Below are 23946 nucleotides of genomic sequence, written 5' to 3' on the forward strand. Positions count from 1 at the left end.
AGGGTACCTATCCGACGTGGCGCCGGAGCACCACGCGTCGAGGGTCGTCGTCCGTGCCCGCGGCGCCGAGCGCCCGCTCGATCGTGATCTCCAGCCTCGAGTCGGACAGGCCCTCGGCCAGGCCTGCGCCCCACTCCACGACGGTGACCGCCGACTCCACCGAGGTGTCGAGGTCGAGGTCGTCGAGCTCGGCCACGCCGCCCAGGCGGTAGGCGTCGACGTGGACCAGCTCCGGGCCGCCCACCAGCGAGGGGTGCACGCGCGCGATCACGAAGGTCGGCGAGGTGACCGCCCCCCGCACGCCGAGGCCCTCCCCCAGGCCCTGCGTGAACGTCGTCTTGCCTGCGCCGAGCTCGCCCGTCAGGACCACCAGGTCGCCTGCCGCGAGCGTGCGCCCCACGCGGCGGCCCAGGTCACGCATGGCGTCGGCGTCAGCGGCGTCGTACGACGTCTCGAGCGGCCGGCGCAGCCGGACGTGGCAGTCCCATCGCTCGACCTCGACGAACCCCTGTCGCTCCCAGAACCGGATGGTCTCCGGCAGCTCCTGCCGGGCACGCACCACCAGGGACTCGTGGCCGAGCGCACACTCGACCGCGAGCTCCACGAGGGCTCGCGCCACGCCGTGCCCCTGGGCGTCCGGGACCACCCCGAAGCGCCGCAGCACCATGCCGTCGGGCCGGGGCGCGAGGAGCAGGCAGCCGACCGGTTCGCCGTCGAGGGTGGCGAGGATCCCGCCGTGCCCGGCCAGGGCGCCGCTCACGCTGGCGAGGTCCTCGGACAACGCGTCGGCAGGCGGGTCCAGGACCGGCCGGGCGCCGAAGGCCGCCCGGACGACCTGCAGCACCTCGGCAGCGGCCTCCGCGCCGACTCGCCGGACCTCGAGGCTCACGCGCCCGTCTTCCGCTGCGAGCGTTGCGGTGCTCGCTGCTGGGCCACTCGCTGGTGGGCCAGGTCGAGGAGGTCGTCGAGCTCGCGGTTGACCTCGTCGTGACGCTCGAGGATGACCATGTGGCCGGCGCCCTGGCACTCCAGGAGGCTGGAGCCGGCGATGCGGGCGTGGAGCTTGCGACTGTGGCTGATGGGGGTGATGCGGTCCTCGGTGCCGCAGATGATCGCGGTCGGCGCCTGGGCGAGAGGGCTGAGGACCTCGAACTTCGCCAACGAGGCGAAGGCCGGGTAGAAGTCGGCCACCACGGAGAACGGCGTCGCGTTGATCATGTCGAAGACGAAGTCGACGTAGTCGATCGGGACGTCGTCGCCGAAGGCGTAGCGGTCGGTGACGACGTCGGCGATCTTCTGTCCCCACTCGCGGGCCAGGTCGACGAGCTTGTGGCCGCGGCTGAGCGTACGGACGGCCCGCCCCACGAACCTGCCACCCATGCCGAGCGGCAGCATCGGGAAGAGGATGCGACCGGGATCGAGGCCACCGGCGGTCGTGGACACCAGGGCGGCTCCGACGACCTTGTCCCCGAACAGCTCGGGGTGGTGCTCGGCCAACGAGATGATGCTCATGCCGCCCATCGAGTGCCCCACCAGGACCACCGGACCGGGCGCGGTGTGCTGGATGACTCGCATGAGGTCCAGCCCCAGCTGCTCGATCGTGGAGCCGTCGCCCTCGGACCTCGCCGAGCGACCGTGGCTGCGCTGGTCGTAGAAGACGGTGCGGACCCGGCCGCGGTAGGCCGCGCGCTGGAAGTGCCAGCAGTCGAGGTTGAGGGTGTAGCCGTGGACGAAGACGACCGTCAGGTCGTCCTCGGTCGCCGGGGTGCCGCCGTGGTCCCCCGGCTCGTCGATCTCGGCGTGGAGGTCGGTGCCGTCGTCGGCGACGATCTGGAGCGGAGTGCTGCGCAGCTCGCCGAACGGGGTCGTCTCACCCGCTCCCCGGCGTGCGATCGTGCGTTGCTGGCGCGCGACCGCCCCCACCGCGGCCGCCCCGGCGGCCGCGCCGGCGGCGGTGCCGACGAGCTTCCCGGCCCGCCTCATGGCCGCTCCTCGGGGGCGCACGCGGTGTCGACGTGATGGCGCGCCAGGCGCCCGCCCACCCGGGTGACGATCTCGTAGTTGATCGTGTCGAGCGCCACGGCCCAGTCCTGGGCGGTCGGCTCGCCACGGTCGCCGGGCCCGAAGAGCACGACCTCGGTGCCGGAGGGCGGGAGGTCCCCCTCGAGGTCGACCATGAACTGGTCCATGCAGACCCTCCCGCGGATGGGTCGCACCTCGCCGTCGACCCAGACCGACGCCGTGTTGCCCGCCGCCCGAGGGATGCCCTCGGCGTATCCGGCCGGGACCAGGCCCACCGTCGTGTCGTGGTCGGCGATCCAGGTGTGGCCGTAGGACACGCCCTCCCCCGTCGCGACCGGCTTGGACAGGGAGAGGCTCGCGCGGACCGTCATGGCCGGCCGCAGGCCGTCCGAGCCGGTCAGTCGGGCCGGCGTGACGCCGGGCGCCGGGTCGAGGCCGTAGGTCGCGATGCCACAGCGGACCAGGTCGTAGCGGAAGGAAGGACTCACGAGCGTGGCCGCGGAGTTGGCGATGTGCCTGACCTCCGGCTCCAGCCCGGCCGAGGCGGCCAGCGAGAGCGCGTCCTCGAAGGCGGCCTGCTGGGCGTGGTTGGCGGGGTGGTCGGGGTTGTCGGCCGCCACGAGGTGGGACCACAGGCCCACGACGCGGAGGCGGCGCTCCCGGTGGAGGTCACTGGCACAGGCGAAGAGGTCGTGCCAGTCGGCGCGCGGAGCGCCACCGCGGCGCAGGCCGGTGTCGACCTTGACGTGCACCCGGGGCACCGTGCCGACGCTGTCGCCCGCGGCGGCGATCTCGTCGAGCTCGGCCTCGGTGGCGGCCGTCAGGTCCACGTCGGCAGCGACGCCGGCGGCGTAGTCCTCGCCCGGTGCGGTGAGCCAGCACAGCAGCGGGCCATGGTCTCCGCTCGCCCGGAGCGACAGGGCTTCGTCGAGCGTGGCGACCCCGAGCCAGTCTGCGCCGGCCTCACGGGCCACTTGGGCCACCTCGACCATGCCGTGGCCGTAGCCGTCGGCCTTGACGACCGTCATCAGTCGCGCGGGGGCCGCCAGCTCCTTGAGCAGACCGACGTTGTGCCGGATGGCGGCCAGGTCGACGACGATCTCGGCACGATGCACGCGTCCGATTATCCCTGCCGAGCCAGCAAGTCACGCATCAGGAGGGGGATCGAGCCCGCCAGGGTCGTCGCGGTGAGTGGCCCGCCCCGCGAGGCACGTGTCCCGGCGGCACCATGCACCCACGCCCCCAGGGACGCGGCATCGAAGGCTGGCAGGCCTGCCGCGAGCAAGGAGCCGACGAGCCCGGCCAGGACGTCGCCCGCCCCTGCCGTCGCGAGCCACGGCGTCCCCGTCGACGTCGCCCGGACGAGACCGTCGGGGGCCGCCACGAGCGTGCGGTGCCCCTTGAGCAGCACGACGCAGTCGAAGCGGTCGGCCGCCCCGCGCACATGGGCGAGCGGACGCGCCTCGACCTCCTCGCGTGCCAGGCCCAGGATCCCCGCCAGCTCGCCGGCGTGCGGGGTCAGGACGCATCCCGGCAGCGTGCCGTCGACGTGAGCAAGGGCGTCGGCGTCCACGACGAGGGGTACGCCGTCCGCGCGCGCGGCGTCGAGCATGGCGGCCGCGTCGTTCCCGCCGCCCGGCCCCACCACCCACGCCTGGACGCGTCCCTCGCCCACCACCTCGGGGTGTGCCTCGCGCACCCGGGACGCGACGGCCTCGGAGCCGACGTAGCGCACCATCCCGGCCAGCCCCGTGTTGGCGCCCGCCACCGCCAGCAGGGCTGCGCCCGGGTAGGTGGAGGACCCGGCACGCACGCCCACGACGCCACGGGTGTACTTGTGGGCGTGCAGGGCCGGCTGCGGCAGCAGGCGGCGTACGTCAGCGGGCTGGAGGGCCTCCACGGCGGGCTCGGGGAGGTCGAGCCCGATGTCGACGGCGTGCAGGGCACCGCACGCACTGGCAGCGGGGTCGACCAGATGTGCGACCTTGTGGGTGCCGAAGGTGACCGTCAGGTCGGCCGTCACGTGGGGACCGTCGACCTCGCCGGTGTCGACGTCGACTCCCGAGGGGACGTCGACCGCCACGACCGGCACGCCGGCGAACGACTCCAGCGCCTCGACGGCCGCCGGGCGCAGGCCGGGTCGGCCGCCGATGCCGACGATCGCGTCGATCACGACGTCGGGGCGCGGGTGCAGGTCGCGCACCTCGCGCACAGTCAGTCCCCCCGCAGCCCGGAGGGCGGCGAGGCCGGCCGCGTGGGCGTGGTCGGAGAGGAGCAGCGCCTCGACGCGGACGCCTCGCCGCGCGAGCATCGACCCGGCCAGGAGCCCGTCGCCGCCGTTGTCGCCCGACCCCACCAGCAGGAGGACGCGCCGCCCGTAGCCGCCGCCGAGCAGGTCGAGCACCGCCGCGGCCAGGCCTGCCGCCGCCCGCTCCATCAGGGCACCGTCGTGAAGGCGCGCCATGAGGTCACGTTCAGCCCGACGCACCTGCTCCACCGTGTGTGCGCGCAGCACCTCAGGACTCCAGCACCACGACCGCCGAGGCGACCCCGGCGTCGTGGGACAGCGAGACGTGGACGTGCTGGACGCCCAGCGCCTCGGCCCGGGCGGCCACGGTGCCGCGCAGCTCCAACCGGGGTCGACCGCTCTCCTCCGAGACGATCTCGGCGTCGTGCCAGGCCAGGCCGATGGGAGCACCCAAGGCCTTGGCGATCGCCTCCTTGGCGGCGAACCGGGCCGCCAGCGACGCGATCGGCTGGGTCGCCTCGGTCGGCGTGAACAGCCGTGCGCGCATGCCGGGCGTGCGCTCCAGCGACTGCTCGAAGCGGTCGATCTCGACCACGTCGATGCCCACGCCGATGACGGGCATGCTGGCTCCTCGGGTGGCTACTCGACCGTGACGGACTTGGCGAGGTTGCGGGGCTGGTCGACGTCGTGGCCCAGCTGCGTAGCCAGCTCGCAGGCGAACAGCTGGAGCGGCACGGCTGCCACGAGCGGCTGCAGCAGCACGGGGACCTGGGGCAGCGTGATGAGCACGTCGGCGTACCGGGCCACCGTGTCGTCGCCCTCCTCGGCCAGGCAGAGCGTGCGGGCACCTCGGGCGCGCACCTCCTGGATACCGCTGATCATCTTGGAGTGGAGCTGGTCGCGCCCCCGGGGAGGCACCACGCACAGCACCGGCAGGCCCTCCTCGATCAGGGCGATCGGGCCGTGCTTGAGCTCGCCCGCGGCGAAGCCCTCCGCGTGGATGTAGGCGAGCTCCTTGAGCTTGAGCGCGCCCTCCAGCGCCACGGGGTAGCCCGCGTGGCGACCCAGGAACAGCACCGACCGCGAGCCGACGTGGGCGCGCGCGAGCTCGTAGATCTCCTCGGCCTTGCCCAGCACGGTCTCGATGTGGCCCGGCATCTCGTCGAGCTGGTCCATGACCTGCCCGATCTCGTCGCCGAAGCGGGTGCCCTTGACCTGGGCGAGGTAGAGCGCCAGGAGGTAGCAGGCCACGAGCTGGGTCAGGAATCCCTTGGTGGAGGCGACGCCGATCTCCGGCCCGGCGTGGGTGTAGATGACGCCGTCGGACTCGCGGGGGATGGTCGAGCCGTTGGTGTTGCAGATGGCCAGCACCTTGGAGCGCTGGACCCGCGCGTGGCGGATCGCCTGCAGCGTGTCAGCGGTCTCGCCGGACTGGCTGATCGCGACGACGAGGGTCTCGGTGGTCAGGATGGGGTCGCGGTAGCGGAACTCGCTGGCGAGCTCGACCTCGACCGGGATGCGGCACCAGTGCTCGATGGCGTACTTGGCGACCATGCCGGCGTAGAACGAGGTGCCGGCGGCGATGATGATGATCTTGTCGATGTCGCGCAGGTCCTGGTCGGACAGGCGCATCTCGTCGAGCTGGAGCAGTCCTTCGGGGGTACGGCGTCCCAGCAGCGAGTCGGCGACGGCGTGCGGCTGCTCGAAGATCTCCTTGCGCATGAACCAGTCGTGGCCGTCCTTCTCGGCAGCCGAGAGGTCCCAGTCGACGTGGTAGCGCCGGCCCTCGGCGGGCGAGCCGTCGAAGCCGGTGACGCTGACGCCGTCGCGGGTGATGGTGACGACCTGGTCCTGGTCGAGCTCCATCGCCTCGCGGGTGTGCTCGATGAACGCCGCCACGTCGGAGCCGAGGAAGTTCTCGCCCTCGCCGAGCCCCACGACCAGCGGGGAGTTGCGGCGGGCGGCGACGACCCGGCTCGGGTCCTTGGCGTCGACGGCCACGAGGGTGAAGGCGCCCTCGAGTCGCCGGCACACACGCTGCATGGCCTCGGTGAGGTCGTGGCCGGCACGGACCTCGCGCTCGAGGAGGTGGGCGGCGACCTCGGTGTCGGTCTCGGAGAGCATGTCGATGCCCTCGGCCTCCAGCTCCGCGCGCAGGGCCACGAAGTTTTCGAGGATGCCGTTGTGGACGACCGCGACCTGTCGCTCCTGGCCCAGGTGCGGGTGGGCGTTGGCGTCGTTGGGGGCGCCGTGGGTGGCCCAGCGGGTGTGTCCGATGCCGGTCGTGGCCGCGGGGAGCGGCTGGTCGGCGATGGCCTTCTCGAGGTTGGCGAGCTTGCCGGCCCGCTTGTCGGAGACGACGCGGTCGCCGTCGATCAGCGCGATCCCGGCGGAGTCGTACCCGCGGTACTCGAGGCGGCGAAGTCCCTCGATGACAACATCCTGGGCTGACTTCCCACCCACGTACCCGACGATTCCGCACATGGTCGGGGAGTCTATCGGCAGGGCGCCCGCCCCCCGCCGGCGTCGACGATGCGAGAATCGCCGTCATGTCGACTGAGCCGGTCTCGGGCGCTGCGCCGGCCTCCGGCCAGGAGGCCTCTCCCTACGTCGAGCTCGACCGGGCCGCGTGGGCGGCGCTGGCCCCGGCGACGGAGGCACCCCTGCAGCCCGACGAGATCGCCCGGCTGCGCGGCCTGGGCGACGCCCTCGACCTGCGCGAGGTCGAGCAGGTCTACCTCCCGCTCTCGCGCCTGCTGAGCCTCTACGTCGCGGCGGCGTCGCGCCTGCACCTCGAGCAGGAGGAGTTCCTGCACCGCGCGACCCCGCCGCGCACGCCGTTCGTGATCGGCCTCGCGGGCTCGGTGGCGGTCGGCAAGTCCACCACCGCGCGCGTGCTGCAGCAGATGCTCGCCCACTGGCCCGAGCACCCCAACGTCGCCCTCGTGACCACCGACGGCTTCCTGCTGCCCAACGCCGAGCTCGAGCGCCGGGGGCTCCTGCACCGCAAGGGGTTCCCGGAGTCCTACGACCGCAAGGCCCTGCTCAGGTTCGTCATCGACATCAAGTCCGGCAAGGAGGAGGTCGAGGCACCGATCTACTCCCACCTCGTCTACGACGTGGTGCCCGACGAGAAGGTCGTGGTCAAGAGCCCCGACATCGTCATCATCGAGGGCCTCAACGTCCTCCAGCCGGCGCGCGTGCGAGAGGACGGTCGCACCGGTCTCGCCGTCAGCGACTTCTTCGACTTCACCGTCTACGTCGACGCGGCGCTCCCCGACATCAAGGGCTGGTACATCGACCGATTCCTGCGCCTGCGCGAGACCGCCTTCCAGGACCCCGCGTCCTACTTCCGCAAGTACGCCCGCCTCTCGCACGACGAGGCCGTCGACGAGGCCACCCGCATCTGGGAGGGCATCAACGGCCCCAACCTGGTGGAGAACGTCGCCCCCACGCGCGGGCGCGCCACCCTGGTCCTACGGAAGGACTCCGACCACTCGGTGCGCTACGTGCGCCTGCGGAAGCTGTGACGCGCCCACGTCTCCCGGGCTACCGCGGCACCGGCGCCACTGCGCCCTTCGGGGACCTGCTCCGCTCCCACGCGGGCGTGGCGATGGAGGGCTACTTCTGGCGCTTCAGCCTGCCGGACGGCCGGGCCCTGGTCGCGCTGTGCGGCATCAACCAGGGGCCGGAGGGCTCGTGGGCGACGCTCGGCGTGGCGACCTCCGGGGGTGCGCTGGTGCTGGCCGACCCGCGAGGAGCCGTCGCCGACCCCTCGCGGCTCGGCGTCCGGGTGGGTGAGGCGTTCGTCGCCGACGCCGGCAGGCTGCGGGTGTCGGTGCCCGGCGCCGACGTCGACGTGCGCGTGACCGATCCCGTTCCCTGGCCGCGCCGCGGCCTCGGCGGGTCGAGCGTGTTCCAGGCGGTGCCCGCCCTCAACCAGTACTGGCACCCGTGGCTGCTCGGGGGAACCGCCCGAGGCACCGCCGTCGTCGAGGGGCGTGAGTGGTCGCTGGACGACGCGCAGGTCTACTGCGAGAAGAACTGGGGGCGCGAGGGTTTCCCGACTCCTGGTGGTGGGGGCAGGCGCACTTCGCCGACTCCCCCGGCGCCTGCCTGGCGTTCGCCGGAGGCGAGGTGACGGCGGGACCGTTGCGCACCGAGGTGACCGCGCTCGTCGTACGCCTCCCCGACGGTCGCGTCCTCCGCCTCGGCGACTCCCTCGTCTCGCCCGTCAGCGCGGCTGTCAGTGACACCAGGTGGGACCTCGACGGCCGCGGGCACCTCGGCCGGTCGCGGGGCTGGCGGGTCCGGGTCCACGGCGAGTCTCCGCTCGGCGAGGCACACGTCCTGCCCGTGCCGCTGCCTTCAGCGCACCGCAACACCGCCGGGGCGATCGAGCACCTCACCGCTCACGTCTCTGTCGAGGTCTTCCACCGTGACCGCCCCGTCTGGTCAGGGTCGACCACCGCCGGCGCCCTCGAGCATGGAGGCCTGGCGCTGGCCGAAGCCGAGCTTCGCCGCCGGGGCGTCCCGGACGGGGCCGTGGGGGCCCCGCCAACGGGGTGACGTCTCACAGCTTCTTCTGGAGCTCCAGCACGGTCTCGACGGTGCGGTAGCCGAGCTGCTCGTTGACGGCGTTCATGTGCGTGTTGACCTCTGCGTTGCTGGTCTCGACGCTCCGCAGACGGGGGTACGACGAGAGCGCGAGGTCGTGGGTCGCCACCTTGAGCGCCAGCCCCAGACGTCGGCCGCGGTGGCCCGGGTCGACCAGGGTGATCCCGACCTGGCCCTGGGTCGGCGACGTGTCGTTGACACGCACGTCGGAGGCGCCCGCGACCGTGCCGCCCGGGGCGATGGCGATGGCGGTGAGCACATGGCGACCGATGGCGACCTGCCGCTGCTCGGCAGCGCGCATGCGCTCGGGCGTCCACTCGGCGTCCGCGAGGTCGAGGTCACCGAGCGGGATCTCGGCGTTGAGCATGCCCAGCAGGCGGCCGAACGAGACGAGGTGCTCCTCAGGACAGACCGTGTCGAACGTGACGATCTCGTAGCCGTCGCTCGCCCCGCCCACGGCGTCGAGCGCCGCCTGCCGCCGGGCCCGATAGTCGGCCATGGTCAGCTCCTTCATCGACTCCCGGCTGGCGACGTCGAAGCCTCGCGCGTGGGCGAACGCCTCACCCGGTGCAGTGCCGCCGGGCGGGACCAGGGCAGCCGACCACACCGTGGTCCTGCCGGCGCCACGCGTCAGCGCCTCGGCTTCTGCCAGCAGCGCCGTAGCGATGCCCTCGCGACGGCGGTCGGGTCGTACGTAGAGCTCCAGCTCCACCCCGTGCGTGTTCTCCAGGAGCGGGTGGGCGGCCAACGCGGCCCCGACCATCTCGCGGCCGTCGATGGCGGCGAGGAACACCAGCGCCCGCTCGGGATTCGTGGTCGTCGCGATAGAGCGCATCTGCTCCCACACCGGCCACGGCATGCTCGCCCGCCCGGCAGTGGCTGCTTGGCCGACCTCCCACCAGGCCTTCAGGGCCGGCTCGTTGTGAGGATCGATCTGCTCGATGGAGAAGTACACGACGCGAGAGTAGGCGTCCCGGCGTCGTCGATCGAACGACTACTCGAAGACGAGGACCTCGAGCAGTACGACGAGGCCCACCACAGTCGGGAAGGTCGCCAGCGGCAGCCACAGCCGGCGCCACGGTTCGTGCACGAACCCGGCGAACGCTGCAATGACCAGGGCGATGAAGGCACTGACAAGGCCAAGGAAGAGCGCCAACGTCACGGTGACGCCGACCCAGTTGTCGGAGACGGCGTCGTCGCCACCGATCACCCACGCGCCTCCGAACAGCACCGCAGCGAGGACGAGGACCACCAGCGCGCCGCCGGCCAGCTGCCGCGCCATCACGCCCGCCGCCGCTGAGGCGCCGCGGCCGGTGACAGGCGGAGACGTGTCGTCCATGGCTCCAGCCTCTTGCGTCCCTGGGTGGGTCGGCAGAGGCGAACGTCCTCGACGACTCCACGGGGCCGCGCGCACTGAGGTCTTTCGACCCTGCCGCCGCAGGTCGCAGCGGAGGAGGATGGGAGTGCAGAAGGAGTCTCACGTCATGGCTACCACCCACCACCCCGCCCAGCTCGACGGGGCACCCCTCACCCGCCGCGCATGGTTGTCGCTCCTCGGGTTCGTGCCGAGCTTCGCGTTGGCGTTCCTCATCGGCGAGGGACTCATCTCCCTGCTCGGCTACCCGGTGGGCGGCGCGGAGCAGGCCCCGTGGTGGGCCGCCCTGATCGCGACCACACCGGCCCTGATCGTGTTCGTCCTGCCAGCCGTGGCGGCTGTCCACTTCGGCAGGCGCGCCATGCGCCACGGCGACGACAGGGCACGGATTCCCATGCTGTTGGCCGTCATCGTGGCGGCCGGGTTCGTCCTCCTCAACGCGGTGTCAGCGCTCGCCATCTGGCTCACGTGAGTCGAGCTCGAGGCGACGGGGTCGCGACCACGAGAACGTTTGAAGTCGTTGTCCACATCGTGGCGGGATCCAGGTTTTCGGGGGCTGGTTGTCGGTGGTCTTCGGTTGTATTGAGACATGACCTCCTCCACCACCATCGCCGCCCCGGTGCCCGGGCGTCCGGTGCTGGACGGGCTCAGCAGAACCCAGCTGATGGCTCACGCCGCCGAGGTCGAGCAGCTCTCCCGGCAGGTCGAGGTCGCCCGCCTCGAGGTCGCGCTGGAGTGGTCGATCACCCACCCGGTGGTCGAGACGTCGTCCTCGGTCCTGGAAGCACCCGACCACCCCGGCGGGGCGGGCACGCCGGAGGTGGCCGCGTTCGCGACCGACACCCTCGCCGTCGCCATGAGCATCGCTCCGGCCGCCTCCTCCCGGCTGGTCGCCGACGCGCTCGACCTGTCGTTCCGCCTCCCCCTGCTGTGGGACCTCACCCGTGAGCTGAGGATCCCCGCCGCCCGGGCCCGCAGAGTCGCCGGCGCCACCCGCGACCTGTCCGCGGAGGGTGCCCGCTGGGTCGACCGTCAGGTCGCCGCCGCATCCGGGCGAGTGTCCTCGGCTCAGCTCGACCGGATCGTCGCCCACGCCACCGCCCAGTTCGACCCCGACGCCCTCAAGAACCGTCAGGACCGGGCACGCGAGACCTGGGGAGTCGACCTCGACCACCCGTCGCCCGGTGACTTCGCCGGCACCTCCACGCTGACCGCCCGCGGCGACTCACTCGACCTGGCCTGCTTCCACGACGTCGTCAACGCCGAGGCCGACACCCTCGCCGCGCTCGGTGACACCGACACCCTCGGCCAGCGGCAGGCCAAGGCCCTCGGCGTGATCGCCGCCCAGCAGGCCGCCCTCGACCTCACCGGGCTCATCGCCGGCGAGCAGTCCGACGACGACCGTGCGGATGTCCGGGCCAAGGCGCTCACCCGGGCCGACGCCAAGGTCAAGCTCTTCCTCCACGCCTCCCTGCCCGACCTGCTGACCCGCGGACACGACGACCTGGTCGGCACCGCCGACACCCTCGGCCCCACCACGCTCGCCAAGCTCAAGGACTGGGTCGGCCACTCCCGCGTCACCATCACCCCCGTCCTCCACGTCGCCAGTGACGACACCTGGACCATCGACCGGCACGACCCGCCACCCCGGATGGCCGAGACGGTCCGGCTGCGCGACGAGACCTGCGTCTTCCCGCGCTGTGGCCGTCACGCCCGATGCTGCGACCTCGACCACATCACGCCGTACGACACCGGCCCACCAGACGACACCGGACCGCCCACCGAGTCAGGCGGCACGACCGCCGCCAACCTCGCGCCCCTGTGCCGGCGCCACCACCGGGCCAAGACCTCAGGTGCCTGGTCCTACCAACGCCTCGCACCCGGCACCTACCTCTGGACCGGCCCCGCCGGACTCACCACCCTCGTCACGCCCGACGCCCTCATCGACCTCTGACGGGACGTGCGGCGTGGGGACCTCCGCGACCCGAACAGCCGATGTGCGAGCCTCGCCGCGTCAGGGAGAGTCGCGGTACAGCGGCGCGGCGTCTCCGTAGGCGACCCGGCGTACAGCGTCCGACATTGCTTCCATGAGGGCTTGGGCCGCGTCGCCAGAGCATCCCGCGGTGAGCTCGGTCTCCTCGTCGACCTCGCACGCCACGCACCAGGCTTGATCCTCTGGCCAGACGAGGTGTGGCTCCTGGTATGTCTGCGGGTAGCCCCACGCCAGGCCCGAAGCGTCTCGCAGCACGCTGACCGGTCCAGTGAAGAGCAGCATCTCCCGGTGGGGGATGTGAACACGCATTGCAGAGGGAACAGGATGGCTGCTGGTCCAGCCGGCCACGGCGAGCCTGCGACGCAGCACACACCGCAGTCCCGCGCATGGTCTCCATGACGTCGGGGTACGACGCTCGCGCTGCGCCCACCGGTGCACACGCTCAAGACGATGGGCACATCGTTTTCTCGCGAGTCATTCACAGGAGACACCGATGTCGACCATGAACGCCGACACCCGCCTCACCACGACCCGACGCGTCAACACCGAGGCAACGTCGTACGGAATCGCTGGACTCCTCGCCCGTGCCGTCGTCGCGGTGGCCGCGCTCATCGCGGGGGCCGGCCGATGACGCCGCTGCACCTTCGGTCGCTGGCACAGGTGTTCGGCGTGCTCAGTGTCGCCGTGGCCCACGCCGCGGTGGGACGACGGCCGGCCCGAGACAGGGCTTAGCGCTCGGACCGCTCGGTCAGGCGGGGTCGAGGGCGAGCTGGGCCTTCACGACGCCGGCCAGCCGGTCGGCGACGCCCTGCGCCACCTCGGCCGTCGGCGCCTCGACCATGACCCGCACGAGCGGCTCGGTGCCAGAGGGACGCAGCAGGATGCGCCCGGTGTCACCCAGCGTCGCCTCCTCCTCCGCGACCGCCGCGGCCAGCACGGCGTCGTCGTCGGCGCGGGACTTGTCGACGCCGGGGACGTTGACGAGCACCTGGGGCAGCCGGGTCATCACCGAGGCCAGGGACTGCAGCGACTGGCCGGTGCCGGCCATCCGCTCGAGCACCTTCAGGGCGGTGAGGATGCCGTCGCCGGTGGTGGCGTGGTCGCTGAGGATGACGTGGCCCGACTGCTCCCCGCCGAGGTTGTAGCCGGAGACCCTCATCGCCTCGAGGACGTACCGGTCGCCGACCTTGGTCTGGCGCACGCCGAGCCCTGCCTGCTTCATGGCGTTGACGAAGCCGAGGTTGCTCATCACTGTGGCGACCACGGTGTCCTTGACCAGCGCTCCCTCGTCGTGGAGGGCCAGCGCGAGGATGGCCAGGATCTGGTCGCCGTCGACGACCTCGCCCTCGTGGTCGACGCCCAGGCAACGGTCGGAGTCGCCGTCGAGCCCGAACCCTGCGTCGGCGCCGTGTTCGATCACCGCAGCCTGCAGGGACTCCAGGTGGGTCGACCCGCAGTTGTCGTTGATGTTGAGGCCATCGGGCTCGGCGTGGATGGCGACGACCTCCGCGCCGGCGTCGCGCAGCGCCTTCGGGCCCACCACCGAGGCAGCACCCGCGGCGCAGTCGAGCACGACCTTGATCCCCGCCAGGGGACGGTGGATCGTGCCGACCAGGTGGGCGGCATAGTCGGCGACCGCAGCGTCGTACGACGTCACGCGGCCGACGCCGCCGCCGGTCGGGCGCTGCCACTCCTCGCGCATGCGCTTCTCGATCGCCACCTCGATGGAGTCGTCGAGCTTCCTGCCACCACGCGCCAGGAACTTGATGCCGTTGTCGGGCATCGGGTTGTGGCTCGCCGAGAGCATCACGCCCAGGTCGGCGCCCAGGCTGTCGGTGAGGTGGGCGACGCCGGGGGTCGGGATCACACCCAGCAGCTGCACATCCACACCGGCAGAGGCGAGGCCCGCGACGACGGCGGCCTCCAGGAACTGGCCCGAAATGCGGGTGTCACGACCGACCACCGCGCGGGGCCGGTGACCGGCGAACTCGCCGAGGTCGGCGAGCACATGGGCTGCTGCAACGGAGAGGTCCAGGGCCAGCTCCGCCGTGAGTGTGGCGTTCGCCAGGCCCCGGACCCCGTCCGTGCCGAAGAGTCGCGTCATGGCCCGGCAGCCTACGGGAGCCACCGGGCCTTGACGCCCCCTGATCACTCCAAGCGGACGTCGGCCGGCCCCCGCGGAGCCGTCCGCCTTCGTGAGGTCACCCGGTGGCACCACCCCAAGCCACCGTGCGGCGTGGGCCAGTCCCGAGCCCACTGTCCCGGTCGCATCCTGCCGAAGGTGCTGGCCCCCGTGACCACACCTCCGTCGACTCCCGCCGTCGCTCTCGACGCCACGCAGGCGCGAGGTGGAAGGCTCATGTGATTGCTCCGATGCATCCGGGCCGCACCCCCCGGTGCGGTTCACGACAAGGAAGCACTCGGGGGGACGTCCCCCGCGGCAGATTCGATGCATCTTCGATCAGTCTGCGCGAGACCTTGGCGGTTCCGCCCGGACTCGACGAAGAACCACGAAGGGCCCGAACCGTCCGGAGACGGTTCGGGCCCTTTCGGGAGACGGATCAGCGCTTGCTGAACTGCGAAGCCTTGCGGGCCTTCTTGAGACCAGCCTTCTTGCGCTCCACGACGCGGGCGTCGCGGGTGAGCAGGCCGGCCTTCTTGAGGATCGCGCGGTTGGCCTCGACGTCGACGTCGTTGAGCGCACGGGCCACGCCCAGGCGCAGCGCACCGGCCTGGCCGGCGATGCCGCCGCCGTGGATGCGGGCGATCACGTCGAAGCGACCCTCGAGCTGGAGCTCGGTGAACGGCTCGTTCGCGATCTGCTGGTGCAGCTTGTTGGGGAAGTAGTTCTCGAGCGTGCGGCCGTTGATGGTCCACTCGCCGGTGCCGGGGACGATGCGCACGCGGGCGACGGCCTCCTTGCGGCGACCGGTCGCACCGGCGGGCGCGATGGTGGCGGGGCGCAGCGGGGCGTCGGCCGACGGGGCGCTCTCGGAGGTGTAGGAGACACCCTCCTCGTTGGGAGCGAAGGTCTCCTCGGCCTCGGTGGCCTCACCCGGAGCGGTGGTAGCGGTGTTCTCAGTCATGGTGGGTCCTCAGTCGCTTACTGGGAGATCTGCGTGATCTCGAAGGGAGTGGCCTGCTGGGCGATGTGCGGGTGCTCAGGACCGGCGTAGACCTTGAGCTTCTTCAGCATCTGGCGACCGAGCTTGTTCTTGGGCAGCATGCCCCACACGGCCTTCTCGATGGCCTTGCGCGCGTCCTTCTCGAGGAGCTCGCCGAACGGCGTGGCGGAGAGGCCGCCCGGGTAGCCGGAGTGGCGGTAGGCCATCTTGGTCGTCTTCTTCGAGCCCGACAGCGCGACCTTGGACGCGTTGACGATGATCACGAAGTCGCCCATGTCCATGTGCGGGGCGAACTGCGGCTTGTGCTTGCCGCGGAGGAGGTTGGCGGTCTGGACGGCGAGGCGTCCCAGGACCACGTCGGTGGCGTCGATGACGAGCCACTCACGCTGGATGTCAGCGGGCTTGGGGCTGTACGTGCGCACGGCTATGTCCCGTTCTCGTTCGTGGTGCCCGGCGGGAGGCTTCCCGGCGGGTGGTGGTGCTGCGGCTTCTGACGAACACTGCCCGGTTTCTCTTCACCCGGGTCTGCACCCTCGATCCGTGTGGGACCGGAGCGCGGCAGGAGTCGCGACAGGCAAGGTTACGCGCGGACGAGGAGCCCGGTCAAAACGCGGTCATGACACGACGCTGGGGGTCTGCTCACGAGCGTGCATGACCCCGATGAAGTCGTCGACGGGGATAGGCCGGCCCACGTGGTAGCCCTGCGCGAAGTCCACTCCGAGGGTGTCCACGACCTCGAGGGTCGCGGAGTCCGTGACGAACTCGGCCACCGTGGTCTTGCCGAGCTCGGTGGCCATCTGGGCCACCGAGGAGATGATGGCGCGGTTCATCGGGCTCCCCGCGCAGCCGTCGACGAACTGCCCGTCGATCTTCACCACGTCGAAGTGCAGGTTCTTGAAGTAGTAGAACGAGCCGAACCCGGCACCGAAGTCGTCCAGCGCGAACCTGCAGCCCAGCGGGCGGAGGCGCTCGATGAACTCGCGCGCCTCGTCGATGTGGCGCAGCGCCGCGGTCTCGGTGATCTCGAGCACCAGACCTCGGGGATCGGCGCCGTGGAGCTCGAGCGCCGCACGGAGCTCGTCCTCGATGCTCAGCCCGTGCACCGACTTCGCCGACAGGTTGATCGAGAGGCGGAAACCGGGGTCGGTGGACTGAAGCGTGGCGAGCAGCTCCACCGCGCGCCGCACCACCCACCGGTCGAGCTGGACGATGGTCTCGGACCGCTCCGCGACCGGCAGGAACTGGCCGGGCATGACGATCTCGCCGTCGTACCGCATGCGCAGCAGCGCCTCTGCCCCGGTGACTCGTCCCGTCGCGACGTCGAGGATCGGCTGGAGGTGCAGCTCGAAGTCGTCGCGGGCCAACGCGGTGTCGATGCGCTCGGCCCACATCATCCGGGCGCTTCCCTCGGGCTGGGCGTGGACGCGGCGATCGAGCACTGCGACGCGGTTGCGACCGGCTTCCTTGGCGTCGTAGAGCATGGTGTCCGCGGTCGCGAGCAACGAGACGGTCGAGTCGTCCGGCTCGATGACGACGCCGCCGACGCTGACCGTGACACGGCGCTGCACGCCGTCGAGCTGCGACATGTGCTCGCGGACCAGCGCGACGATGTCCTCGGCTGCGCGTTCCGCGACGCCCAGGTCGGCTTCTGGCAGGAGCACTGCGAACTCGTCGCCACCGAGACGGGCGAACACGTCGCCTTCCCGGAGCCGACCTCGCAGGGCGCGGGCCAGAAGCACGAGGAGCTGGTCGCCGACCCCGTGGCCGAGCGAGTCGTTGACGTCCTTGAAGTGGTCGAGGTCCAGCATCAGGACCGCGCCACCGGCGTCCTCACGCTTGAGGTGCAGCTGCAGCTCGTGCTGGAACTTGCGGCGGTTGGCCAGCCCGGTGAGCGGGTCGTGGTCGGCCAGGTAGGTCAGTCTCTCCTGGTAGCGGTGGCGCTCGGAGATGTCGACGACGTTGGTCAGGACAGCGTGCCGGCCCGGACCGTCGGCGTCGCGGAGCAGGGTGCTCGACAGGCTGACCACGCGCTGGCTGCCGTCGAGGGTGCGAAACGTCCAGATCGCCTCCTCGCGTGCGGAGGCGGCGTCGGCCACGACCGCCAGGATGTGCTGGTGCAGCGTGGCGTCGGCGTGGTCGTCGCCGAAGCTCGCGAGCTCGAGGCCGACCAGGTCCGACGCCCAGCTCCCCAGGAGGTCGCACAGCGCCGGGTTGACCTGGCGGATCACCCCGGAGGTGTCCAGGACGGCGACGCCGTGGGGCGCGTCCTGGAAGAGCCGCTCGGCGCGGTCGCGGGAGGTGGTGACGGCTTCCTCGCGGAGCTTGCTGCTCTCCAGCAGGACAGCGAGCCGGGCCGACACGGACCGCTCCTCCGAGTGGGTGAGGGCCAGGGCGAGACCGGCGACCACGACCATGATGTAGAAGACCTGGGAGATCAGCGCCCGGAAGGCCAGGTCGTCGAGGACGAGAAACGGGCCGAGGTCGTAGAGAGTCGCGGTGATGGCGACGGTGCCGGCGCCGATGGCGTGCATGTGGACGGTCAGCGGCGTGAATCGCAGCGCTGCCCAGAACGTGAACACCAGCAGCAGGAACGCGAACGGGTGGCCCTGCGGGTGGATGAACACGAAGGCGTACAGGGAGGTCGACAGCACCGTGAGCACGGTGATCTCCACGCCCCGGACGCCCGAGGTCGAGACCATCGAGGCGCCCACCCGACGCAGTGCGACGAGTGTCGAGGGGCGGTCCTCCCCGATCGCCTCCCGCAGCAGGATCCCCAGCAACCCCACCACGAGGATGCCGGTGGTGTTGCGGCCCCACCAGACCAGGAAGTTCACAAGACTGCCGGAGTCGAGCGTCACCTCGAGGCCCACGACGCCGACCGCGGCTGCCAGGGCGCATGCCACGAGTGCGGCGGCGAAGAACGTGATGAGGTCGCCGACGCGCCGCAGCGGCTCATGGCCGCCGAACCCTCTCAGGTGCGGGAGCCACCGCCGGGAGAGCTCGACGAAGGCCACCGCCTGGCCCACGTTGCACACCACCAGCACCAGGCTCAGGTCGGCGGGCGCTCCGGTGGTCACGTTGATCACGAAGCTGACGAGGCCCAGCACGGCCACGTCGACACGCCTCTGGGCGCGGTCGCCCGAGGCCAGCCACAGCACCGCGACCCCGGCAGCGGGCCACACCAGGGCGAGCCCCTGCCCGTCGATGGCGGTTCCCCGGCCGGCGAGCCCGGCGACCACGAAGGCGAGGGTCCACCCCGCCAGTCGCGCAAGCGAGCCCCGAGCCGTGGTCATGGTCGAAAGTATGGGTGGGGTGGCACGTATATGCGGCGTTTTCGAGCAACTGGGTCACTCTCGTCTGGTAATACGAGACGCCCGTGGGACTCGGGTTCGCGCGTGAGGGGTCACGCGGATAGGTTGGAGGGAGACCCGATGACCTCAAGGCAGGAGCCGACGTGACCGACGTAGCGGCCAACTCCGACTCACTGACCGTCCGCGACAACCGGACCGGCCAGCAGTACGACATCGCGATCACCGACAACACGATCGCGGCCAAGGACCTGGGACAGATCAAGGTGGCCGACGACGCCCCTGGCCTCGCCACCTACGACCCCGGATTCGTCAACACCGCCTCGTGCAGGTCGGCAGTGACCTACATCGACGGCGACAAGGGGATCCTCGAGTACCGCGGCTACCCGATCGAGCAGCTCGCCGAGAAGTCGAGCTTCCTCGAGGTCGCCTACCTGCTCATCCACGGCGACCTGCCGACCAAGGAGCAGCACGACGCCTGGGTGCACGAGATCACCTACCACACGTTCGTCCACGAGAACGTCAAGGGCTTCATGCACGGCTTCCGCTACGACGCCCACCCCATGGGCATGCTGATGGCCTCGGTGGGCGCCCTGTCGACGTTCTACCCCGACGCCCGGAACATCACCGACGCCGACAACCGCCACATGCAGATCGTCCGCATGATCGCGAAGATGCCGACCCTGGGTGCCTGGTCCTTCCGCCACGCGCAGGGCAAGCCGTTCATCTACCCCGACAACGACCTGAGCTACACCGCCAACTTCCTCTCGATGCTGTTCCGGATGAGCGAGAAGAAGTTCGCCGCCGACGAGCGCCTGGTCAAGGCCCTCGACGTGCTCTTCATCCTGCACGCCGACCACGAGCAGAACGCCTCCACCAACGCCGTCCGGTCGGTGGGCTCCACGCAGGTGGACCCCTACTCGGCCGTCTCGGCGGGCATCGGCGCGCTGTTCGGCCCGCTGCACGGCGGCGCCAACGAGGCGGTGCTGCGGATGCTGCGCCGCATCGGCACCAAGGAGAACATCCCCTCCTTCATCGAGGGGGTCAAGGACGGCAACGAGAAGCTCATGGGCTTCGGCCACCGGGTCTACAAGAACTACGACCCGCGCGCGAAGATCATCAAGAAGTCCGCCGAGGACGTCTTCGAGGTGACCGGCACCAACCCGCTCCTCGACATCGCCAAGGAGCTGGAGAAGATCGCGCTGGAGGACGGAGTACTTCGTCAACCGCAAGCTCTACCCCAACGTCGACTTCTACTCCGGGCTGATCTACGAGGCCTTCCAGTTCCCGCCCGAGATGTTCACCGTGCTGTTCGCCATCGGCCGCACGCCGGGCTGGCTGGCCCAGTGGCTCGAGCTGGTCCAGGACAAGGAGCAGAAGATCGCCCGGCCCAAGCAGATCTACACCGGGCCCCGCGAGCTGACCTTCACCCCGGCCGAGGAGCGCTGGGCCTGACGGGAGTCGGGGCCACCTTCTTCACCTTGCCCAAGTTCTCTCTCAGGGAGCACACAGGGACGCCTCGCACAGTGGAGGCATGAGCAACACGACCACGAACCCAGGCCCCCCGTTCGGATATCCCTACGGCCCACCGGCCTCCCCTGAGCCGCCGCGCCCGCCGCGCCGACGCGGGCTGGCCGCGGCGGTCGTGGCGACCTCGCTCGTCGTGGGCGCGGGCGCCGGCCTCTGTGGTGCGGCAGCGTGGGACGCCATCCAGGACGACACGGCACCGGCGTCGACGACCCAGACGTCGACCGCCTCCGTGGTCGACCAGGGCGACCCGCCGGCCGAGGAGGGCTCGATCGAGGACGTTGCGGGCAAGGTCCTGCCCAGCGTGGTCAAGATCGACGTGGCCGGCCCCCAGGGGTCGGGTTCCGGCTCGGGCATCATCCTCACCTCGGACGGAACCATCCTGACCAACGAGCACGTCGTCGCGGGCGTCGGGGAGTCCGGCTCCCTGCGGGTCTCGTTCAGCGACGGCTCCGCCGCCGATGCCGAGGTCCTGGGCACCGACCCGCTGACCGACACGGCCGTGATCAAGGCCGAAGGAGTGGACGGCCTCGACGCCGCGACGATCGGCAAGTCCGCCAACCTCGACGTCGGACAGGGCGTCGTCGCCATCGGGTCGCCCTTCGGGCTCGACGCCACCGTCACCAGCGGGATCGTGAGCGCCCTCGACCGGCCCGTCAGCGTGGGTGCCGACGAGTCGGGCAGCTCCACGACCTACCCCGCGATCCAGACCGACGCGGCGATCAACCCAGGCAACTCCGGCGGCCCGCTCGTCGACATGACCGGTGCCGTCGTGGGCATCAACTCCTCCATCCGCACCGCCCCCTCACAGTCCCCGTTCGGGGGCGGTGGCGCCGGCTCGATCGGCCTGGGCTTCGCTATCCCGATCGACGAGGTGATGCCGATCGTGGACCAGATGGCCGCGGGCGAGACGCCCACCCACGCGCAGTTCGGGATCCGCATCACCGGCTCCGACGACCCCGAGGTCCCGGGCGCGAAGGTCACCGAGGTGACGCCGGGATCGACCGCGGAGGACTCCGGGCTGCGTCCCGGGGACGTCATCACCAAGGTCGACGACCGGCACATCTCCGGAGCCGACTCCCTGGTGGCCACAATCCGCTCCTACCGCCCCGGTGACGAGGTCACCGTGACGTGGCAGCGCAGTGGCGAGGAGATGACCGCCGACGTGACGCTCGACTCCGACGCCGACAGCTCGAGCTGAGCCAGGCGGGCCCTGGTTGCTCACGTCAGCAGGTAGGCGGCGCGGTCAGGGAGCCAGGACGGTGAGCACCCCGGGCATGGCCTCGATCCGGGCGACCGCCTCGGTCGTCCCACCCGGGGGCAGGTGGCCCAGCGGCTCTCCGTCAGCACCCATCGGCGCGCTGGGCGTGCCGGAGATCTCCACGACGCGGCCGCGCAGCAGCATGACCTCGTCGAGCTCGACGTGTGAGCCGTCGTAGACCTTGGGCATCGCACGGATCATCGCGCGCCGCGAGGCAGCGGTGATCACCACGACGTCGAGGAAGCCGTCGGTGACCGAGGCCGGCGGCGCGATCTTCATGCCGGAGCCGTAGTAGGCGGAGTTGGCGACGACGACGGTCGCCGCGACGACGTCGTGGGCGTCGCCGTCGACGACCACACGTGCACGCACCGGGGTGTACGACGCCAGCGACCTCACCGCCGCGTAGGGGTACTGGAGCCGGCGTGGCATCCAGCGCACCCGGTCGACCAGCTGGGCGGTGGCCGCGTCGACTCCGGTGTAGACCGACCCCGCCACCAGCCGCCGCGGCGCGTCCCCGAGGGTGAAGCTGATCAGGTCGACCTTCACGGGCTCGCTGTCGAGGAGGATCCGCGCGATCGACTCCACGTCACCGGGGATCCCCAGCATGCGCGCGAAGTCGTTGCCGCGGCCGGCGGGGACGATGCCGAGGGTGCCACCCCGGTCGGAGACGTGGCCGGCGACGGACGAGAGCATCCCGTCCCCGCCGACGGACACGACCACGTCGCCGCGGTCGACGGCCGCAGCGACCAGCGCCGCACACTGCTGCGGACCGGGTGAGTAGGTGACCTCGACGACCGACCCGGCGTCGCGGAGCAGCCGGGCCACGGGCACGACAGCCTGGGGCGCGGCGCCGCCGCCCGAGATCGGGTTGACCAGGAACGAGAAGGCACGGCTCACGGGATCAGCACCCCCGGGTTGAGGATGCCGGTGGGGTCCACCGCGCCCTTGAGCCCGCGCAGCATCGCCACCCCCACCTCCCCGATCTCGCGGGCCAGCCAGGGCCGGTGGTCCGTGCCCACCGCGTGGTGGTGGGTGATCGTCGCCCCCGAGCCGACCATGGCGTCGGAGGCCGCCGACTTGGCGGCGTGCCACTGGGCGATCGGATCGTCGCCCTGCCGGGCTGCCACGGTGAAGTAGAGCGAGCAGCCGGTCTCGTAGACGTGGGAGATGTGGCACATCACGAGCGCACCGGGCAGGTGCGACTCGAGCGCGGCCCTCACAGCGTCGTACAGCGCCTGGCGGCGGGACCAGAAGGTCGCCGTCTCCAGCGTCTCGACCAGCACCCCGACGTCGAGCATGGAGTCACGCAGGTAGGGCGCGTGGAAACGCCCCCGGGCCCACGCGGCGCCGCGCTCCTCACCGAGGGGCTTCGCACCGAGCTCCCCGAGCGCCGCCGTGACGGTCTCGCGGCGCCGGAGTGCCCCGGGGGTCTCGTAGCCGACGATCATCAGGGCACCGCTGATCCCCTCCCCACCGACCTCGCTCTGGCTGGCCAGGTTGACCATCGTCTCGGTCTCGTCGGAGAGTCTCAGCACGGTCGGCCGCAGGTCGTGCTGGACGAGGTGGCGCATCGCATCGGCGCCTGCGGCGAATGAGTCGAAGGCCCACGCCTCGTAGGCCTTCTCAGGCGCCAGCTCGCGCACGCGCACCGTGACCTCGGTGATGACGCCCAGGGTTCCCTCGGACCCGAGGACGACCTGCCGCAGGTCGGGGCCCGCCGCATTGGCGGGCGAGGACCCCGTCACCAGCTCGCCGACCGGGGTCGCCACGCGGAGCCCGACGACCATCTCGTCGAACCGGCCGAACCCTGCGGAGGACTGCCCGCTCGAGCGGGTGGCCGCGAAGCCGCCGATCGAGGCGAACTCGAACGACTGCGGGAAGTGGCTGAGGGTGAGGCCGTGCTCGGCGAGCATGGCCTCCGCGGCCGGTCCGCGGACCCCGGGCTGGAAGGTGGCGGTCATCGAGACCTGGTCGACGTCCAGCAGCCTGTCCATCCGCACCAGGTCGAGCGACACGAGGCCGGCGAACCCGTCGCGGACCGCGGCAAGGCCCCCGGTGACGCAGGTGCCGCCGCCGAACGGGACGACGGCCACGTGGTGCTCGACAGCCCAGCCGAGGACGGCCGCCACCTCCTCGTGCGTCCGAGGTCGTACGACGACGTCCGGGGCGTCGCCGAGGTCGCCGGCGCGCGCGAGCAGCAGGTCGGGAGTGGACTTCCCGCGGGTGCGCAGCCGTCGGGTCTCGTCGTCCGCAAGCACGGCGCCCGCCCCGAGAAGGCTCTCGAGCGAGTCCAGGAGGTCGGCGGACAGGCCGGGCTCGGGCAGGGTCGCCCCGTCGCTGGCGGGCGTGTCGCGGGTCCCGAGGAACGCGTCGACCAGAGCGTGCGTGGACGCAGGCAGGGGCGCCGCGTGGGCCGGGTCGCCCCAGCGCTGTGGATGCATCTCGAGGGTCATGGGTTACAGTGTGACAT

At 71.4% G+C, this 23946-nt stretch carries 21 protein-coding genes and 1 pseudogene; 8 read left to right on the forward strand and 14 right to left on the reverse strand.

All coding sequences use genetic code 11. The annotated features are described in order from the left end of the window. Positions 1–7 precede the first annotated feature (7 nt). The 6 genes from tsaE to glmS are packed head-to-tail and all read right to left on the reverse strand — an operon-like array spanning position 8 to position 6754. Positions 8–889: a tRNA (adenosine(37)-N6)-threonylcarbamoyltransferase complex ATPase subunit type 1 TsaE gene (gene tsaE, locus EXE58_RS03820; RefSeq protein WP_135266649.1), complete on the reverse strand. Its 882-nt coding sequence runs from the start codon at positions 887–889 to the stop codon at positions 8–10. Further along, positions 886–1983, reverse strand: a complete 1098-nt coding sequence (locus EXE58_RS03825) for an alpha/beta fold hydrolase (protein WP_135266650.1) — start codon at positions 1981–1983, stop codon at positions 886–888. Before EXE58_RS03825 ends, tsaE begins: the two co-directional genes overlap by 4 nt. Next, positions 1980–3137, reverse strand: a complete 1158-nt coding sequence (alr, locus tag EXE58_RS03830; protein ID WP_135266651.1) for an alanine racemase — start codon at positions 3135–3137, stop codon at positions 1980–1982. Before alr ends, EXE58_RS03825 begins: the two co-directional genes overlap by 4 nt. An 8-nt stretch (positions 3138–3145) precedes the next feature. Next, positions 3146–4486 carry an NAD(P)H-hydrate epimerase gene (locus EXE58_RS03835; protein WP_135266652.1) on the reverse strand — a complete coding sequence of 447 codons (1341 nt, stop codon included), beginning with the start codon at positions 4484–4486 and terminating at the stop codon, positions 3146–3148. A 52-nt stretch (positions 4487–4538) separates the two neighbouring features. Next, entirely contained in the window at positions 4539–4892 is a 354-nt protein-coding gene (locus tag EXE58_RS03840) for a holo-ACP synthase (protein ID WP_135266653.1), read from the reverse strand. A gap of 17 nt (positions 4893–4909) precedes the next feature. Continuing rightward, on the reverse strand, positions 4910–6754 hold the full coding sequence (glmS, locus tag EXE58_RS03845; RefSeq protein ID WP_135266654.1) for a glutamine--fructose-6-phosphate transaminase (isomerizing): 1845 nt from the start codon (positions 6752–6754) through the stop codon (positions 4910–4912). 65 nt (positions 6755–6819) lie between these two features. On the opposite strand from glmS, the gene coaA reads away from it, so the two are divergent. Genes coaA through EXE58_RS19655 form a run of 3 tightly spaced genes read left to right on the forward strand, consistent with a single transcriptional unit; the run spans position 6820 to position 8839 of the window. After that, positions 6820–7800 (forward strand): type I pantothenate kinase, encoded by a 981-nt coding sequence (gene coaA, locus EXE58_RS03850; protein WP_135266655.1) that lies wholly within the window; start codon positions 6820–6822, stop codon positions 7798–7800. Next, positions 7797–8411: a hypothetical protein gene (locus EXE58_RS19650; RefSeq protein WP_208544119.1), complete on the forward strand. Its 615-nt coding sequence runs from the start codon at positions 7797–7799 to the stop codon at positions 8409–8411. Before coaA ends, EXE58_RS19650 begins: the two co-directional genes overlap by 4 nt. Before the next feature lie 11 nt (positions 8412–8422). Continuing rightward, positions 8423–8839: a hypothetical protein gene (locus EXE58_RS19655; RefSeq protein WP_208544120.1), complete on the forward strand. Its 417-nt coding sequence runs from the start codon at positions 8423–8425 to the stop codon at positions 8837–8839. 4 nt (positions 8840–8843) lie between these two features. Here EXE58_RS19655 and EXE58_RS03860 read toward each other — a convergent pair whose 3' ends face one another. Continuing rightward, the gene (locus tag EXE58_RS03860) at positions 8844–9842 is read right to left on the reverse strand and encodes a GNAT family N-acetyltransferase (RefSeq protein ID WP_135266656.1); all 999 of its coding nucleotides are present in this window, start codon (positions 9840–9842) and stop codon (positions 8844–8846) included. A 39-nt stretch (positions 9843–9881) separates the two neighbouring features. Further along, positions 9882–10226 carry a hypothetical protein gene (locus EXE58_RS03865; protein WP_135266657.1) on the reverse strand — a complete coding sequence of 115 codons (345 nt, stop codon included), beginning with the start codon at positions 10224–10226 and terminating at the stop codon, positions 9882–9884. 145 nt (positions 10227–10371) lie between these two features. Between EXE58_RS03865 and EXE58_RS03870 the strand changes: the two genes are divergently transcribed. From EXE58_RS03870 to EXE58_RS19400, 3 genes are all read left to right on the forward strand, one after another. Next, the gene (locus tag EXE58_RS03870; protein WP_135266658.1) at positions 10372–10734 is read left to right on the forward strand and encodes a hypothetical protein; all 363 of its coding nucleotides are present in this window, start codon (positions 10372–10374) and stop codon (positions 10732–10734) included. 117 nt (positions 10735–10851) lie between these two features. After that, the gene (locus tag EXE58_RS03875) at positions 10852–12216 is read left to right on the forward strand and encodes an HNH endonuclease signature motif containing protein (RefSeq protein WP_135266659.1); all 1365 of its coding nucleotides are present in this window, start codon (positions 10852–10854) and stop codon (positions 12214–12216) included. Positions 12217–12748: 532 nt separating this feature from the next. Further along, positions 12749–12886 (forward strand): hypothetical protein, encoded by a 138-nt coding sequence (locus EXE58_RS19400; RefSeq protein WP_167288677.1) that lies wholly within the window; start codon positions 12749–12751, stop codon positions 12884–12886. Between the two features lie 117 nt (positions 12887–13003). Here EXE58_RS19400 and glmM read toward each other — a convergent pair whose 3' ends face one another. The 4 genes from glmM to EXE58_RS03895 form a co-directional block, all read right to left on the reverse strand. Next, on the reverse strand, positions 13004–14359 hold the full coding sequence (glmM, locus tag EXE58_RS03880; protein ID WP_135266660.1) for a phosphoglucosamine mutase: 1356 nt from the start codon (positions 14357–14359) through the stop codon (positions 13004–13006). A 457-nt stretch (positions 14360–14816) separates the two neighbouring features. Then, complete coding sequence (rpsI, locus tag EXE58_RS03885) at positions 14817–15341, reverse strand: 30S ribosomal protein S9 (RefSeq protein ID WP_135266661.1); 525 nt, start codon at positions 15339–15341, stop codon at positions 14817–14819. Between the two features lie 17 nt (positions 15342–15358). After that, positions 15359–15802 carry a 50S ribosomal protein L13 gene (gene rplM, locus EXE58_RS03890; RefSeq protein ID WP_135266662.1) on the reverse strand — a complete coding sequence of 148 codons (444 nt, stop codon included), beginning with the start codon at positions 15800–15802 and terminating at the stop codon, positions 15359–15361. Between the two features lie 192 nt (positions 15803–15994). Then, entirely contained in the window at positions 15995–18673 is a 2679-nt protein-coding gene (locus tag EXE58_RS03895) for a bifunctional diguanylate cyclase/phosphodiesterase (protein ID WP_135266663.1), read from the reverse strand. 161 nt (positions 18674–18834) lie between these two features. Here EXE58_RS03895 and EXE58_RS20445 point away from each other — a divergent pair. Together EXE58_RS20445 and EXE58_RS03905 are read left to right on the forward strand one after the other, a co-directional pair. Further along, positions 18835–20143: pseudogene (locus EXE58_RS20445) on the forward strand (citrate synthase). Positions 20144–20222: 79 nt separating this feature from the next. Then, entirely contained in the window at positions 20223–21416 is a 1194-nt protein-coding gene (locus EXE58_RS03905; RefSeq protein ID WP_135266664.1) for a S1C family serine protease, read from the forward strand. A 45-nt stretch (positions 21417–21461) separates the two neighbouring features. Here EXE58_RS03905 and EXE58_RS03910 read toward each other — a convergent pair whose 3' ends face one another. Then, entirely contained in the window at positions 21462–22373 is a 912-nt protein-coding gene (locus EXE58_RS03910) for a diacylglycerol/lipid kinase family protein (RefSeq protein ID WP_135266665.1), read from the reverse strand. Continuing rightward, complete coding sequence (locus EXE58_RS03915; protein ID WP_135266666.1) at positions 22370–23929, reverse strand: FAD-binding oxidoreductase; 1560 nt, start codon at positions 23927–23929, stop codon at positions 22370–22372. Before EXE58_RS03915 ends, EXE58_RS03910 begins: the two co-directional genes overlap by 4 nt. Between the last annotated feature and the right edge of the window lie 17 nt (positions 23930–23946).

Source organism: Nocardioides seonyuensis (assembly GCF_004683965.1).
GTDB lineage: Bacteria > Actinomycetota > Actinomycetes > Propionibacteriales > Nocardioidaceae > Nocardioides > Nocardioides seonyuensis.

What these genes read in the sequence shown, in the direction of transcription:
- EXE58_RS03825 (WP_135266650.1), bottom strand. Translation starts at nt 1,983, where the DNA reads ATGAGGCGGGCCGGGAAGCTCGTCGGCACCGCCGCCGGCGCGGCCGCC.
- EXE58_RS03835 (WP_135266652.1), bottom strand. Translation starts at nt 4,486, where the DNA reads ATGGCGCGCCTTCACGACGGTGCCCTGATGGAGCGGGCGGCGGCAGGC.
- EXE58_RS03840 (WP_135266653.1), bottom strand. Translation starts at nt 4,892, where the DNA reads ATGCCCGTCATCGGCGTGGGCATCGACGTGGTCGAGATCGACCGCTTC.
- glmS (WP_135266654.1), bottom strand. Translation starts at nt 6,754, where the DNA reads ATGTGCGGAATCGTCGGGTACGTGGGTGGGAAGTCAGCCCAGGATGTT.
- coaA (WP_135266655.1), top strand. Translation starts at nt 6,820, where the DNA reads ATGTCGACTGAGCCGGTCTCGGGCGCTGCGCCGGCCTCCGGCCAGGAG.
- EXE58_RS03865 (WP_135266657.1), bottom strand. Translation starts at nt 10,226, where the DNA reads ATGGACGACACGTCTCCGCCTGTCACCGGCCGCGGCGCCTCAGCGGCG.
- EXE58_RS03870 (WP_135266658.1), top strand. Translation starts at nt 10,372, where the DNA reads ATGGCTACCACCCACCACCCCGCCCAGCTCGACGGGGCACCCCTCACC.
- EXE58_RS03875 (WP_135266659.1), top strand. Translation starts at nt 10,852, where the DNA reads ATGACCTCCTCCACCACCATCGCCGCCCCGGTGCCCGGGCGTCCGGTG.
- EXE58_RS19400 (WP_167288677.1), top strand. Translation starts at nt 12,749, where the DNA reads ATGTCGACCATGAACGCCGACACCCGCCTCACCACGACCCGACGCGTC.
- glmM (WP_135266660.1), bottom strand. Translation starts at nt 14,359, where the DNA reads ATGACGCGACTCTTCGGCACGGACGGGGTCCGGGGCCTGGCGAACGCC.
- rpsI (WP_135266661.1), bottom strand. Translation starts at nt 15,341, where the DNA reads ATGACTGAGAACACCGCTACCACCGCTCCGGGTGAGGCCACCGAGGCC.
- EXE58_RS03895 (WP_135266663.1), bottom strand. Translation starts at nt 18,673, where the DNA reads ATGACCACGGCTCGGGGCTCGCTTGCGCGACTGGCGGGGTGGACCCTC.
- EXE58_RS03905 (WP_135266664.1), top strand. Translation starts at nt 20,223, where the DNA reads ATGAGCAACACGACCACGAACCCAGGCCCCCCGTTCGGATATCCCTAC.
- EXE58_RS03915 (WP_135266666.1), bottom strand. Translation starts at nt 23,929, where the DNA reads ATGACCCTCGAGATGCATCCACAGCGCTGGGGCGACCCGGCCCACGCG.